Origin of the sequence: Pseudomonas sp. PLMAX (assembly GCF_046042685.1) — a bacterium.
Taxonomy (GTDB): Bacteria; Pseudomonadota; Gammaproteobacteria; order Pseudomonadales; family Pseudomonadaceae; genus Aquipseudomonas; species Aquipseudomonas putida_AE.
On record NZ_CP064949.1, the window covers coordinates 1,085,569 to 1,100,464 of the forward strand.

10 protein-coding genes are annotated in these 14,896 nt (G+C 47.8%); all 10 read right to left on the minus strand.

Translation table 11 applies throughout. The features are described 5' to 3' along the window. Window positions 1-240: 240 nt before the first annotated feature. Complete coding sequence (locus tag DKB71_RS04850) at window positions 241-3,213, minus strand: KAP family NTPase (RefSeq protein ID WP_408599744.1); 2,973 nt, start codon at window positions 3,211-3,213, stop codon at window positions 241-243. A 221-nt stretch (window positions 3,214-3,434) separates the two neighbouring features. Next, on the minus strand, window positions 3,435-3,653 hold the full coding sequence (locus DKB71_RS04855) for a hypothetical protein (protein ID WP_408599745.1): 219 nt from the start codon (window positions 3,651-3,653) through the stop codon (window positions 3,435-3,437). A 390-nt stretch (window positions 3,654-4,043) separates the two neighbouring features. Further along, complete coding sequence (locus DKB71_RS04860; RefSeq protein ID WP_408599746.1) at window positions 4,044-4,610, minus strand: DUF4276 family protein; 567 nt, start codon at window positions 4,608-4,610, stop codon at window positions 4,044-4,046. Continuing rightward, window positions 4,611-5,834 (minus strand): AAA family ATPase, encoded by a 1,224-nt coding sequence (locus tag DKB71_RS04865; protein WP_408599747.1) that lies wholly within the window; start codon window positions 5,832-5,834, stop codon window positions 4,611-4,613. A 654-nt stretch (window positions 5,835-6,488) separates the two neighbouring features. Next, a complete protein-coding gene (locus DKB71_RS04870; protein ID WP_408599748.1) occupies window positions 6,489-7,109 on the minus strand; it encodes a recombinase family protein in 621 nt (206 codons plus the stop codon). A gap of 897 nt (window positions 7,110-8,006) precedes the next feature. After that, window positions 8,007-8,912: a hypothetical protein gene (locus tag DKB71_RS04875; RefSeq protein ID WP_408599749.1), complete on the minus strand. Its 906-nt coding sequence runs from the start codon at window positions 8,910-8,912 to the stop codon at window positions 8,007-8,009. Between the two features lie 374 nt (window positions 8,913-9,286). After that, window positions 9,287-10,774 carry a hypothetical protein gene (locus DKB71_RS04880; RefSeq protein ID WP_408599750.1) on the minus strand — a complete coding sequence of 496 codons (1,488 nt, stop codon included), beginning with the start codon at window positions 10,772-10,774 and terminating at the stop codon, window positions 9,287-9,289. Window positions 10,775-11,015: 241 nt separating this feature from the next. Beyond that, the gene (locus DKB71_RS04885) at window positions 11,016-11,435 is read right to left on the minus strand and encodes a hypothetical protein (protein WP_408599752.1); all 420 of its coding nucleotides are present in this window, start codon (window positions 11,433-11,435) and stop codon (window positions 11,016-11,018) included. A gap of 301 nt (window positions 11,436-11,736) precedes the next feature. Continuing rightward, window positions 11,737-12,120 carry a hypothetical protein gene (locus tag DKB71_RS04890; protein WP_408599753.1) on the minus strand — a complete coding sequence of 128 codons (384 nt, stop codon included), beginning with the start codon at window positions 12,118-12,120 and terminating at the stop codon, window positions 11,737-11,739. Between the two features lie 923 nt (window positions 12,121-13,043). Continuing rightward, a complete protein-coding gene (locus tag DKB71_RS04895) occupies window positions 13,044-14,339 on the minus strand; it encodes a site-specific integrase (protein ID WP_408599754.1) in 1,296 nt (431 codons plus the stop codon). Between the last annotated feature and the right edge of the window lie 557 nt (window positions 14,340-14,896).

Here is a 14,896-nt window from a genome sequence, read left to right on the forward strand (position 1 = left end):
GGGAGCGAACGGGAAATGTATCAGTTAAGTGGATGTCCTGAATAGACCGCACGGGAGGTAGTGTTCGACTCATGCCGACACTCTCTAACGCCGCTGATGCGGCAAACGGGGGGGACGACTCACGCTCACTCCACACCGAATGGACCGGTGTTTTCACGCCATTGGTGTGGCTTTGAGTCATGAGCCTTTTCGTGACGTGAAGGCGCATGCCGACAGAAAACCAAGGTCTCTTGCGAAGCGCTACTCAGGCTTCCCATCCACTACCATCGTTTCATCTGCCAATTCATCGAGTGCATCGAAGACCCCACCCAGGTCTTCGCTATACGATGCTTTATAGTTAGATGTAAATACAAAGCGATCTTCGACCTCCAGTATCCTGAGGCGAATGAGTTCTCGATGTTTCCTCCAGTACCGTCCAATCGCCTTCGGATCGAAGCCGCTCGTGAGTTCAACCTTGGATGCAACGTAGCCACGTTCATGGCCATTCATGAAGTAGCTATTGCTTAATCTTGATAAACAATGGTCGAGAAAGTGAAAGGCGTTATCCTGATGGAGTTCGGGATTAAAGCAAAATCCGAACACATATTCGTTCATCAGTTTTGCAATACTTCCATCATCGTCCTCGCCGGTGGTATCGTAATATCCGCACCCTACACCGGATCCAGTTGGAGGTAGGGAATTGCTCAGCTGGTAAATAACAAATGATTTCACAGTATTGCGTGCTGAGGAAACGCCAAAGGCTAGCGAGTCGGTATTTTGTACGGATGCCTCGTCAATTGAAGCATCATGAAGAAGTTGAGATGAAGCTTCACCAGTAAATGCTTCAATTGGGGTTTCATTGACTTTTGAGTAAAAATTCTCCTGCGTATCGATATAGGTAGTCTTAAATAATTCAAAAATCTCTTGAGATAGCCTTCTCATTCCGCGTAATGCACGTTCATTGACCCAGCCAGTTGTCTCAGAACTTTGATCTTCATGCAAGATGAGAGCTGAATGCAGGTTATGCAACTGCCCTTGACGATCTGCGGAGCACTGGAGCCTGAACAGCATAAGATCATTCCAGCCAAGAACGCCACGGTCGTTGCTAGCAAGGCGTTGAAGTAACCCCTTTCCTTCGTAGGTTTTTTCGCCAAAAATCCGCCATGCAATCTCAACCACATTCTCTTTTGAATTCGGGAGACGCTTACCTGATGTCCTTCCCCAACCAGCACTTTCTAAAAGCCGCAGCAGGGAGTAGATCGACCTGTGCCGCAATCCTCTATCATCATTCGTGACTGACGAATAGCGCGGAAGGTAGTCAACAAGCGTATTGATAGCGTCCTCGGCAACAGATTGGGTGAAGTTGTGAGATTGATTGACGAGCACCCTCCAAAACTGATCATGAGCATGCTCGCCTTTTTCCAATTGGAAGTCAGGCGACGTCAGAACTGAAACGATGCTCCCCCCTTTTTGAACTCTTTCCACGGCATGTTGATAAAGAACATAGGTTTTTTGGGGTTCAGGAGTGGCGAACCTCACGATGAGGTTGAGGTAAGCCTCCAAATTCCTGAATGAGTCCTGATTAAAGCAAGCACGTGCTGCCAGAACTGCCTCCTCCACCTCAGATCGTTCAGGAAGCGCTAGGGTTTCCACATCGAAAAGTTGCTTCAATAGAAACACCTCCGAGCCTTGTGTATCTGACACTAGTTTGGAGAATTCAGCTGAGTTACTGAACTTGCTCTGTCCGTATTCTCGGTTTAAAGAAAAAGTTCCAGCACGCCCTGCAGTCTCCTCGGCATAGATACGCCTGAACAATCCGGGATAGTTAAGATGTATAAGAATAAGATTGATCAGATCGCCTTTATGGAAATCCGTCCGCCCCAAGTCGATTCTCTCAAGTTGCATGAGCAGCGTGGCGTTAACGAAGCGCTTCACCTTGCGTAGATCGCCCACAAGGGGTAGATAATTTGCCGCTAGATCACCTTCAAGTATGCTCGCCAACCCATTGAGAACGGACCCAAGCTTCAACATGGTGTCGGAAGGAATCGAACCAAGTTGGTTGTCGGTGTGTTGCCAGTCCTTTCGCAGGAAGTCGCGAATCCTTGAGCTATCAACAAACAAGCTTAGCTTGACAGTAACAAACTTCTCAAGAAATTCTCTCGCTCTAGAACCTTCTTCTTGGCTGCCAGCAAGTACTTCTGTGTCATAGCAGAGGATGTAGGTTGCCTGCGAGAGTTTGAACGTCCGACGAGTTGCAAACAGAACGGTATTTGTAGCTTTCGCGTCCAAGCGATCAAGGTCATCAATGACGATAATGACCCGACGGCCGATGCGCCTGAGGACCTCGTCAATATCATCCAGCAGTTCATCAACGGTCTCCTGCGAAGGTTCCACCGAGAGTTTGAAGCCAAGGAAAGAAACGTCGGCCTTACCTTTTATCAATCGGGAGTAACGTGATGCCGCTGGACGAAACTCTGGCGCAAAGACCGTACGTTGAATCGCAGCAGTTAAATCTCTAATCAGCCGGTCCGCAAGGTCAGGCTCAGATGCATACCGAAGTGGTTCGAATCGGCAAAGGATGATCTTGTCTTCTGCGTTTGCCCAGTGACGTTCTGCAAGATTTATGAAGCTTGTCTTGCCTACCCCCCATGGACCATCGATCCCAAAAACAAGCCCTGGATGGGCTCCGCTTGCAAGAACTGTCTCTGCGAATGACTTGGCTTGCGCCTTGGTCGCTAGCAAATCTTCGTTATCGTCTCCAATTTCCTCATCTGCAATGAAGTACAGTTGGGGGATCATTCTGCTTGGTCTACGCCAGTACTGCTGAACCAGTGGTGATAACAACACGGTGCATAGCAGAAGGAACACTGCTGGCGTCCAATTAGGATCCACTGTCTTTAATAATGTGTGGCCTTTGGTTAGCCAGGGTGAGGTCAGCTCATTTACCCAGATGCCTATACCGACAGCGACAAGCAGATCCAGACGACCACTGAGGGCCATTCGTGCAGCAGTGATGTGCGCCCCTCGATTGAATAGGTAAACCAAGCAAAGCAGCAAACTGGCTACTATGCCGCTAATTTGAACTCCTAGGGCTACATCAGACAATTTAGGAGCGAAATTCGCGCCTAGATAGGATGCGACCCGCCAGACTTCAGCTCCTATGAAGCCGGTGGCGAGAGGCTTCGCGAATACAAGTAACTCAGCCATCTTCATCACTGGCTTGCTAGCCGTCATCGAAATTTCCTCTATGGTTCGGTGCAACCGCCTTTTTGTACTCAAAAGCAATGCAACCAAAGTGAATACTCTACCCACATAAAGCCAGTCTAAAGCAGCCGCTCTCTTGAAGGCCATTTGCGATTGTTTTGAGCAATTTTGCCACCTGCGTCCAACAGACGGCCTCTGGTCGAAGGTAGTCCCCGATGGCTCGCTCATGGAAGAGGGGGCGTTAGATGAAGCTACGACTGGCGTAATTGCATGATGGCGTCAGTGATGCCTTGAGCATTGGTGTCCAGCGTTTCTATGGCCGAAATAGCGTTAGCTGCAACACTGTCTACACCATTCGCTGAAAGCCACATGGTCACTTCTTCTATGGCAGCAGCTAAGGCATGCTGATTATGCAGGAGCAAGGTTAACGCGTCCGCCGTAGCGATCTTAGCTTCGGGGTTATCCGACATGGCTATCGTCCCTGAGTGATGGTTCGGGAAGCCTAGCTCATGTCACCTCTGGTTGGGTAATTGCTCTAGCTTGCCCCATTGTTTGCGTCGATTTAACCGGTCCTTTGGGCCGGATTTGACCAGAATGCTCCTTGGCAATGACCGGCAGAAGATGACTGTGGGTTCAACGGTTCGACACCAATCGTGAAACTAAAAGTACGGAAGTTTTCCAAGTGCCTCGTAGTGCTAAGATGAGAGAGGTTGTGGGGGGGGGCGGGATCTGATTAACCAAACAGGCCCCGCAACTATTTACAGTAAGCCTCATCAGGGTGGGCGTTATAATGCAAAAGCCCCCTGCCGATTAAAACTCTGATAGAGGAGGCCTTGTTGCGAGTAAGGAATGAAGTAAGCTTATTTGGCTATCTGGTTGCTGATATAATCATTCAGGGGGTGAAAGGAAGGGCAGCACATCAGTTGTTTAATGGAGAGTTTAGAAGCAATTTTTTTATTATGTATTGTGTTTATGTATGGTTTATTTGAAAGTTTTTTGACTAGTTTTTGCAAATGCTCCTTGGGAGATTTTACCTTCTCAACGTCGGCTATCTGCTTGATCTCAGATTTAATGGCGAAAATCTCTTTAATGGCATTGAGGTCGGAGAGGAGCCAGCTCTCAAGTTCTTCCACAGGAATTACAATTAATGTATTCTTTAATCCGGTAGGGTTGAGCTTATCAGATAATTCTTTTCTTAGAGTGTGCTCGTCATATCGATCTAGGTCGTGGAAAATTAATATGTGATCGCAGCCTTGAGTGGAAAGATTGATAGACCAAGCCGCACATTTTGCTCTTAGCTTTCCACAGCCTTTCCCTACAAACTTCTTTGTGCTAAAGCTTGGTTGCGGTAGATACATTCCAAGGATTTCTTTTATCACATCGACATCGCTATCGTCTTCCGCAATAATGCCTATCTTTATGGCCATTTACAGCTCTCCGTGCTTCCAATATTGTCCAAGGCCACCCTCATTTTGTAAGTAATCCCTCAGGGCTTTGAGCTCTTCAGATCCCAGCTCCTTAGTGATGTTAGTTACAGAGGTTGTCTCCTCCGAGCGTGTCGTTTTAAAGACTGATTCCAAAGGAATATGGTCAATCAACTGATCGGAGTGTGTTGATATTATAATTTGTTTTTCATGGCTGTATGATTTTATCAGTTCAATTATGCTGGAGAGTAAGCCATGGTGTACGCAAACCTCTGGTTCTTCGATTAATAACATAGATCCGTGGTTTGTCATAATGTAGAATATTAAAGCTAAGGTTTTAAAAGTGCCTTCAGATAGCTGGCTTGGGGACAGTGCATTACCGTAGATAAAGAAATTTGGAACAATCAGGTTTGTTTTCTTTTCCCGATTAGTGATCCGTCCCCCGACTGAAACTTTGTAAGTTGAAGAAGATGTTTCAATTGCATGAAAAGTCAACTGATCGATAAGGTTTAAGCCGTCGCTGCCGATGATTTCACAATAGTTTTTGAAGTCTTCAGTGTCATCGCGGTACGCTGTGTAAAGATCGTAAAGAAACTTTTTGTGTCCTACACCGATGGCGCCTCTTCGAACCATCGAGTCGCCTTCAACCTCGAACGAGATTGGGGAGCTTGAGGGGTTGGTGAATACGGAAGCACTATAGTAGCTAATCGAAGCAATGAATTGCGAAATATCCAAAATAGCCTGCGTTGCAGATTCGGCAGTTTCTTGATTTCCAGACAAGCGTCCGATGTGGCCTACTAACGTTTCCCTAAAGCTTTGGCCAGGATACCGATAGTCGTTACTCAGTGCACCCAAGGGTATGGGCATCTGTTTACGACTTCCGATTACAGTCGGCATCGTCCATGATTCAGTGGCTGCTATTATCTCGTCTTCATTGCGTTCAGTGTTGATTAAACTAATTTGTGCCTTATAAACTACGTTCTTTCCGTGCCACTTAAAGGTAGCCGTGATCACGCAGTCAGATGAGTATGGATCTGGACTACGTCGCCGATAATAGTTCGAAGAAGCATGAAGCTTGATGAGGAGTTGGAGGGCCGAAAGTACTGTTGTTTTTCCACTGCCGTTCGGACCAATTAGCGCAGAAAGGGTTGGTGTAGGTTCAAAGTTGGTAGAGACACATGATCTGTAGTTTTTTATATCTATTTTTGTGAGTTTTACGTGTTCCATATAACTTCCTGTTATGAGTTGGCAGTGCTATCATACCTGTATCCTGTTTTTTCGTCACGAAACGGGCGTCTCTTCCGAAATGGAGAGCGCACATGCGTGATGTGTCAAAATGCGGTGAGGATTTTACGGGCAAACGAGTAGCTCACCGTGACCTTAGAGATCCTAAAGCGTATCCACGCACAATAAAGTAGATGCGTGCATTGTTTTTTTTAACGATCTTTAAAGGCGTTATTATTTACTTTTCACGCTTCAAATCTTGAGAGCCTACTGCCAACGTGGCAATACGATTGGAAGGCCGTTTTTCGTGTCTCGCGGATTCCGAGCTATTAGTAAAAGCCTTTCCCATGATGCCTCGGGAAGGGCGCGTAGGTTTCTACCAGTGGCCGCTGTTGTCCATTCTCTGGCTCGTAACTTCCCCTTTTATACCTGCTCATACCTGGGCTTTTCAAAGTTGGTACCTGCCTCGGATCGAACTTCGCTCGTGAGTCCGTGGCGAAATATCAGGGCAGAGCATGTGTCAGATCGGGGGATTTTCCGCACAGGGTGGGTCGAGATTAAGAGCCGTTCCCGTGCCACCTTGCCGTCAACGGTTACAAATTCAAAATATCACGAGGCGAGAAACCCGGTAGGCAGCTTATGTCACGCTGATGGGGCTTACAGAGTCAGCTCCCGCTTGATGCGGTACACGGTTGCAACTCCCACTTCCGCGATCTTGGCGACTTCTTCCACGGTATTGCCGTTCCGCTTAAGCAACCCCGCCACCTTGTCCCACTTCGCTTGATTACGCCCTTTGCCAGCTGGCTTCCACTCAGGTTCAGCAGCACGCTTGTTCTCCAGGCCTTCCCGAATCCGCTGTACTCGCTTCTCTTGATCCAAGCGGGCCATGGTTGCCATGAGTTCGATCAGCATATCGTTGATAACTCGCATGATGGCTACATCGATACCATCCCCCTCAATCATCTTGTGACTGGTAGGCAAGTCGGCCACAACCAATCGGAGCCCCTTGGCCTTGATGGTTGCTTTGAGAGTGTCCCAGTCGACTTGGGAGAGACGACTAAGGCGGTCTACAGACTCCACCAGTAGCAGTTCGCCCGGTTGGGCATTGGCCAGCAGCCGCATCAGTTCAGGGCGAAGGAGTTTGGTCCCACTGATGTTCTCCGCATATATGCCAGCAATGAACAGTCCCTTCTCAGCCGCGAACGATTCCAGTGCGACTTTTGCACGGTGGGCATCCTGATCCTTGGTTGATGCACGCAGGTAAAGATGAGTATTCATGACCTACTATCCTTTGCTCTAGGAAACGATAGATCAATGATAATTGAATCATATGGCTATCCGCAATAGTCATTTGATAGTGGTTTTTAGGGTGTTGCTGGGCTACCAGACTTGTCTACTTCTCTGATAGCTGCGAGCTGTTACGGCTGGGTTGAGGAAGGCCGGACAATTTAAGTATCCAGCATGTTGCGGTTGTCCCGCATTACGTGATCGTGCCGCGTTTCAGTAAGCTGGGCGATCGGTACGCTGCTCATAGACAGGCCGTCGTCCTGGGGTAGCAGCTGTTACCCGCACCGTTGGAGCAGTGAGAGATGTTCCCAAATCTGGGGCGAACTATTGTGGTGACCAGAATGATGAACGCAAGACTGCGTCGACCTTCGCTGTTCTAGTCTCGCACCAGAGCAATAAACATCCAGAAATCTGTGGGATACGAAAGAATCGGGCGATCCGCTTGATACCAATGGCTGGAAAGCCCGTGAATATGCGCTTTGGCTGGAAGAGGATGGTGTTGGGGCTGTGACCGACGCCTGCGAGTGAATAGATATTGCTTGGTTTTTGACCGATTTTATTCAGGGGGCCGCCTAAGGGGAGCCCTCAAGCGGCGGATGCACTTCGTGGGAAAGCACCTTGATTAGGTGCGGTTCACAAGGGCGTCAACTTCGGTAATGAAGCTTTTGTTTCGATGCAGTGGCCCACTTGAAGATCATGGTGATCGTCGGTTGAGCCACGCCTCTCTATATAGGCTGACATGCCCACACTAATATTCACCGTCACGGACAAGCTTGATATCACCCCTGTGACGATTGTTTTTTTTTGAAAACTCGCGTGCACAAAAATCAAAAGACACCTTACCTGAGCGAGAATCTGACGGTGCAGGAAGACACCGGGAAAGGAAATTCAACGCAATGAGTTGAACAGTTCATGTGCAGACGAAGGAAGCCGATCAATTTGTCCTGGGTATAAGATCCGAACGATTGAATCTGATTCATTGCGTTCGAGTAGACCATAAAAAATATAATAGTGGTCACGCTCTGAGATTTTCCAGCCCTTCTTTTCAAGTACATGAGGGTCGCAGTATACGACTAAATTGTGTTCAGTATTGAAGAACTTGAAGAAAATTTTAACCCTTCCGGAATCTATTGAGTTTGGCTTGCCGACGAAAAGGAAACTCTTCCCAATATATTGGCGGCTGTCCTTTTGAACATTTTCGATCCACACAATCAGGTCGCGTAGGCGAGTCACCTCCAGATCGGGGAATTGCACGGATATATCGAGAGACGTTTTAGCAAGGGTCACGAGCCTACCCACAGTGCGAAACTCACCCGCATTTAGCAACTTTCCACCGCCGTCAAACACCAGTTCGACCCCCCGCTCATTCCCAGCAGTTCCACCCTGAACGACGCGTTTGGACTTTGAGATTTGCCAAGCTTCATCATCTTCCGCTTCGTCGTCATCCACGCTATTCCATCCAGCAAAACTGACGAGGTTGATAGCTTTTTTCTCTTTGCTGATACCGTCTACGCATGCACTGCCACCAGGCATTCGGTGCGGACAAACAACATCGTCAAATCCGCGAATGTGGGCATAGAATGCGCGTACGTTATCTCTTCGCCTCGCTTTCTTGCGTGGTATTCGGCTGCACATGACACCACAGCTGGGACAGTAAATTGTGCGATGATGCTGGTCGTCAAAGTAAAGCTCTGGAGGTATTTTAACCGCATTAGTTAGTAAGTTAGGATCAACCCTGACTGGCTGCCCATCCAGAAGGAAATGTGCAACGGATGGAATTGAAATCTGTGACATACAGCCCTCTGTGGCGCCGGTATTGAACGCCTTCCTAATAGTTGTAATAAAAGCCGACATCGAATCAAGATGCTGTCGGGATATATGTGTCCAAACGAACCTGGATTTGTCTGCAGGTGTTTCCTAGTTTGTGCTCAAGTGAGTGAGGTTAAAGGTTCCTAATGTCTTGTATTAACGTGCAGGTTTACTGGTCATCACGTCTGTGACGCACCATCACGAGATATAAACTCTATTGGCTTTGATAGTGGTACGATATAGTTCGCGCGATATTTATGTTGGTCGGTTTGATCTAGCTGGGCCGATGAGTGAAGGTATTTTGTCGTTGTATTATTGAGGAAAAAATCCCTTAAAGATTCTTTAAGGAAAAATTTCCACTATTCAGTCGGTTGTAACTGACGGTAAAGTTTTAGCCATTCTTTGATCGTCTTCTCCGTCTTGCCAATTTTTTCTGCTATGGTTTTGGTGTGATCCCCTTGCTCCCATAGTGCAATGGACTTCTGCTTCAGAGTGTACCTAAGGGCTTTTGCCGTAGAAGTCGATGGAACATAAACTTCAGAGTATGTGCAGTCTATGGTGCAATTGCCAATCTTCTCTGCGAGGAAGTTGGCAATGTAAAGATCTTGGACAAATAGCAAAATCGGACCATTGTTTGATTTTGAACGTAGGGCAGTCCTGCAAACAGACTGTAGTGTTGATTCGTAAAATCGTTCGTACTTAATCGCATTCATGATCTGGTTAGGAGAAATACTGCTCGCAATAGAGAGCAGGGCCGCGAGGGTATAAAGGTTTCTACTCTCTATAGGAGTTATATTCCCATGCTGTAGGCAGATCGCGATGCTGTAGTCGTCGTAGTCGTTGATTCCTCGACTGTCAATTGGAATGAATCTAATGTTGCTGACGTCGCTATCTTGAGGTAGTGGGAGTTCAGGTCTGCACCAGGTATGTGCAACGAGTATCGCTTTTTTGTTCTCAATCAATCGGAAAACATCGACCTTCAGCCAATCATCGAGCAAGCAACCCTGCTGATAGTCTTGTTGAAGTTTCCCCGCTTTCATAAGGGCTGCACGCTTTGAGTAATTCTTGTTCGTAAAGAACGGGTGAATCACCACTTTATTGCCATACCCTACAAAGTCGAGCTCAACCGCGATAGGCATAATAGACCAGCCAGCACCTTTCAAGATCACACCGAGCAGAGTTTTCTCAATTTCTGCACCCATTATTACAGTGGTATCTGCTGCCTCGAACGCTGGAATGTAGTGCTTGATTCCAATGATCCTCAGGATCCGGTTTTGTTTCGTATCAAGCTCGTCAACCTCAACGATATATCGATTGTCTAGTAGGGCAGTGAGAACGCTACGTGTCTCAGCGGATAGGGTTGAGTCCACTCCATTCGGCAGCTCTTCAATTAATAGTTTACGATTTTCTTTTGCTTTGGCCCTGTCTTTGCCATCTGTCCTGACAATGTCGATGATGCTGTCAAAAACTTTGTGGTACGATAAGTTGCTGAAGCTGCAAGTAGTACAATCCCAAGTAACTGGGACTTCATCGATATATAGATTCCACCCTTGTAATGCCTCTGGATTAATAAGTCTAAGAGATTCGTGGGTGCAAATGATGATGCTGCTATTCTGATTTGTCAGGGCTTCTCCCAGGCATTCAATAACTGCTCCCTCAACGGTGTCGCTGTTGATTGAGTTGAACTCTATATTCATGCTCTCTAATCGCCTTGTCACTTCCGATGCGAGAATCTTTGTAGGAAATGCAAGAACAGAGCGTTGATCGTTTAGCTCAGCAAGTTGCTTGATCAGCCACGAAGTTTTTCCTGCTCCTGGTGGTGCAATTAATGCGTATATGGCTTTCATAAACGTTTCGGCTTTGAATGATTTGATACTAGCTGGTTCAATTATTTTAGGGCGTAACAATGCACTGCCAGAGATTTGAGTCTCTGGTTGAAAGTATGTGATTTCTCAAAAAACGCTCTGGCAGCTTTTGCTGAAGCTTATTGCTTGGAGATAATCGGAAACAAAGTTTTCCGGACTCAGCGACTTTAGAAGTAGGGCTGGCGGTTAATGATCGTTCGCTGGTTATTGGTGTGGGATGATATTAATCATCGTTTGAGATGTTTTCTTGGTTTAAGTACTGCTCCCTCAAATTGGATGTCCGGTATTTACGATAGTCTAATAGTGCTGGTAGCGTGGGCGTAATCTGAGGGAATTGATTGGAGAATACTTTTAGAAAAGCAACGTCGGAATTTTCCGCAGTTACCGAAAAATACTCTTCATGTTTATCGAAGTCATGTGTTACACCCCTTATCTCCCCGTTGGGGGTGATCTGCAGATAATAAGGCGGGCGAGTGTAATAGTCATCGGGATCGAGGCTGTTGGGTTCAATCAGGCTGGTATCAATTACTGTAGCCCACTGAATTGGGTGGAGCTCTCCATGTTCAGGGTTAATGAAAGGCAGGTTGTCATAGATAAAGTGGTCTTTGTGGTTTGCTGTGGGGAATGTCATTTTATTTGTCATAAGGTTATACCTGTCAGGTTTCTCGTTATTTAGTGTTGTTATTAGCAGTGCTCAGTTGGTCTCCGGGTGTCTGGTGTCGGAAACACGTATACCTATATCGCAGGCGACAAGGTTTGCTCTGCTCAGCGTTCTATGGGCTTGAACATGCAGAATAATTGGTAGTGCAGAATGTTTGCTGTATCCAGCCTAAGAGTATGCAGGCTGGTGAGTAGGTTTTTTTGTATGGGCGTTAATTCATGTTTGCCTAGTGCGTAATTCTCCCATCCGCCTGCATATGCACGCTGGTTAGCTTATTCGCTATTTATGCAAGGCTGCTCCCATCGTGTCGCCGTAGCCCTACCTGTTGTAACAAAAACTCCGAGTATTTGAATTTGCGGTGGAGCACGAGTTCCGAAAGAACTGGTGTGAGTCCTGGATAGTCCGTTGCGAATGCGATCAAGAAATCGACATCTTCAATGCCTCCGGCGACGTAGACGTAGTCGTAGTTGTAGTTGTAGTTGCAGTTGTCATCATAGCAATCATGAACTACACCCCTAATCTCTCCTTTGGGTGTGACTTGCAGATAAAGGAAGGGGGGGACTTCGTCATCGCTTAAATCTGTAGTGATACCCGTAGTGAACGGCGTTAGCTGGCCATGCTCAGGGTTGATGAATGGCTGGTTAGAGTAGGTGTTCATGTCGTTCATTTGTGGACTCGATGATGTTGTTTGGTTTTTCATGAGGCAGTACCTGTGCTCTGTTATAGCTGCAATGGTTGTTGCTGGGTAGTCGAAATGGGTGCAGAAAATACAGTTGTTATTTTTGGTTGGTCAAGATTGTTTTTTAACGTGTGGTCAAAATTCGGTAGTTGGATGGTCTGGGGCTTTACCTCTGAATGGTTGTTACGGTTTGGTGATGTTTGCGAGGACTGAATGATAGTGCTGTATTTGCGATTGTCAATGGAGAAAATTGAGATTGCTATGAATTATTTTTGTTGTTCGTTCTCTAGATTTGGGTTATTCGGGCGGCCGTTTAGTTGCTTGCAGTGGGTGTCCGTACAGTGTCTGGCATGGTGATCTGCAGTAAGTGCAATACAGCACCATATATAGAGGGTTGCAGTACGTGCAATACAGCACTATATATAAGGGGTTGCAGTATGTTCAATACAGCACGATATATAATAGATTGCAGTATGTGCAATACAGTGCCATATATAAGTGATTGCAGTATGTGCAATGCATTACCATATGTGAGAGGTTGCAGTACGGCCAATACAGTGCCGTATTTTAACTGCGCGTTTTCACGTGATGAGTGCTCGGCTAACTCGATGGATTTATTGTGCCCTTATTTTTGGCGGTACACAATTTTTCGGCGGGAGTTATACCGTTGCTTACGACTTCTTCTGTTTGATGGTCAGACGTATATTGCGAATTATAAGGCGAGAATCATTTTGTGTTGCTGTCGTGAATCCCAATCATCTGATTGAAGGGGTATCGAGGAAGCAGCGCTAGCACAGCAAGATGGGGATCTAATTCGATAGCGTTAACAGTGGTGTAGGGTCGTAAGGGGAGACACGCCGATACGTGCCAGCTCATGGGTGTAACGTCCCTGTGCGACCCATTGGTGATTTTTAAAGTTCTATTTGTTGCAGTGCCTCAGCCATCGCCTTGAGTGGACTTCGGCTTCCGTAAATGCTGAAGGTCACCGATGCGTCCTCATGTCCCGCTATACGCTTGATGAGCGAATCCTGAACCCCAGCATCTCGCAGGTCGTCGATCAGCGTGTGACGAAAGCTGTGGAACGTCTTTCTCGGGTCGGTGATGCCCTGCTTGGTCTTGTACCGACCGAACCACTTCGACGGTGCGTGGCCTAATTTCCCTCGTACGGCTTCCAGTTCAGGGAACAGGCGATCTGCTCCGGTGCTCCGGACTGCTTCAACATTCTTCAACAGCCCCAGTTCTATCAGGGCAGGGTGCAATGGGAGAATGCGACGGCTGCTGGAGTTCTTCAGGGTCTGGCCTTCACGGCTGTCATCGATGCGGATGCACTGGAGACCCTGTTGCTCGATGAAGTCGGCCACCCGCAATGGGCAAAGTTCTTCTAATCGTGCTCCGGTGGTGCGACCTAGTAGTGGCAACCAATAGCGCCATGGATGCTTCCGGGCTTCTGCTCTCAGTGTATCCAAGTTGAGCAGGATGGTTAGATCCTGACGATCAAATGACAGCCGAGCTTCTTTGGCTGACCCGGTCATGACCCTAAGTCCCAGCAGCGGATTGTCCGTGATGTATCCATTCGACTTGCACCAGTTCAGGAAGGCAGAGAGCTTGCGTAAGCGATTGTTCACGGTAACAGCGGTGATGGTCTTGTAAGTGGCGCCTGATTCAACCACTTGCTTCAGGGTCGCGCCTTCATATTCGGGGCGTAGGCCGAAGTATTGCGGGCAGCGACTCAAACGATCCTTCAGCAGTCTGGCTCGCTGGATGTCGAATGCTTCCACGGGTATGTCACCCATCAGTTCGAACAAATCTCGTAATGAGCGTTCGACTTCGTGCGTGCTTACCTCACGCCATGTGCCACCACGTTTTCCTTTTTCTATATAGAGCTTGGACAAGGTGGCGAGGGTAGGTCCGTCACTTTTCCGATTCACCGTAGCCGCTGGTGCCTTCCTTGGAGCAGGCTGGGCGGTCTGCGTTGGTGCAGCATCCCGCAATTGCGAGCATAAGGCACGGAGTGTTTGGGGGGCTGCCAGGGGGTGTTCGTTCAGGTGGTTGTGGACATGCTGGGCGAGTGAGGCGGCGAGGAATAATGCAGCCTGACGCTCTCGCAAGTTCAGGCATATACGCAGGGTGTGTCGGTTCGGGAACAGGTGCTTAGGAAGGCGAAGGTTCAGGTAATAGACCGATTGGCGGCGGACGATATAGGTCATGAGTGGAACACCAAAGTGGAACAGCAGAGTGGAACAATGCTGAGTACGCCCCAGAGTATTGACTGCCCGTGCAGCGAGTTCGCACGGTAGATATCCAGCAACTTTAAAAGCCTGAAACCCTTACCCCATAAGGCCCGCAACGATTGCCGAGCATGCTGGCATGCCACCCGGTCAGGCCTGGAAGGGAGCAGCCGCAGCGGTGACAGTGTGTGCCGGGGTGTGGCTGGTGGGGTTACCTGTTTTGAATAAGCACCTGCCGACGCCGAATGAGGTTGAGTTTGGGGATTCCACTGGCGTGACCACCCAGTTCCACTCCACCTGATCAGGTATTTGCATTCGTGTTGACCACTTTTTATATGCGACTTGAGCAGTACATGCCGAAATGCTGATCGTCAGCACTCTAAAACGGTCATGAGGGCTAAATAGGTAATTGTCATATAACGGATTAAACGTTCAAGATACTGCGGACCGTTATGCCATTGAGCATGCGTGTGGCGGCTAGCAGGGTCTTGAGTCTGGCTAGTCATCCTCCACCAGGGATTTGTTGCAATTAACGT

Bases quoted from the DNA above. Each gene is read 5' to 3' on its own strand.
- DKB71_RS04880 (WP_408599750.1), bottom strand. From the start codon at position 10,774: ATGAAAGCCATATACGCATTAATTGCACCACCAGGAGCAGGAAAAACT.
- DKB71_RS04870 (WP_408599748.1), bottom strand. From the start codon at position 7,109: ATGAATACTCATCTTTACCTGCGTGCATCAACCAAGGATCAGGATGCC.
- DKB71_RS04885 (WP_408599752.1), bottom strand. From the start codon at position 11,435: ATGACAAATAAAATGACATTCCCCACAGCAAACCACAAAGACCACTTT.
- DKB71_RS04860 (WP_408599746.1), bottom strand. From the start codon at position 4,610: ATGGCCATAAAGATAGGCATTATTGCGGAAGACGATAGCGATGTCGAT.
- DKB71_RS04895 (WP_408599754.1), bottom strand. From the start codon at position 14,339: ATGACCTATATCGTCCGCCGCCAATCGGTCTATTACCTGAACCTTCGC.
- DKB71_RS04875 (WP_408599749.1), bottom strand. From the start codon at position 8,912: ATGTCACAGATTTCAATTCCATCCGTTGCACATTTCCTTCTGGATGGG.
- DKB71_RS04850 (WP_408599744.1), bottom strand. From the start codon at position 3,213: ATGACGGCTAGCAAGCCAGTGATGAAGATGGCTGAGTTACTTGTATTC.
- DKB71_RS04865 (WP_408599747.1), bottom strand. From the start codon at position 5,834: ATGGAACACGTAAAACTCACAAAAATAGATATAAAAAACTACAGATCA.
- DKB71_RS04855 (WP_408599745.1), bottom strand. From the start codon at position 3,653: ATGTCGGATAACCCCGAAGCTAAGATCGCTACGGCGGACGCGTTAACC.
- DKB71_RS04890 (WP_408599753.1), bottom strand. From the start codon at position 12,120: ATGAACGACATGAACACCTACTCTAACCAGCCATTCATCAACCCTGAG.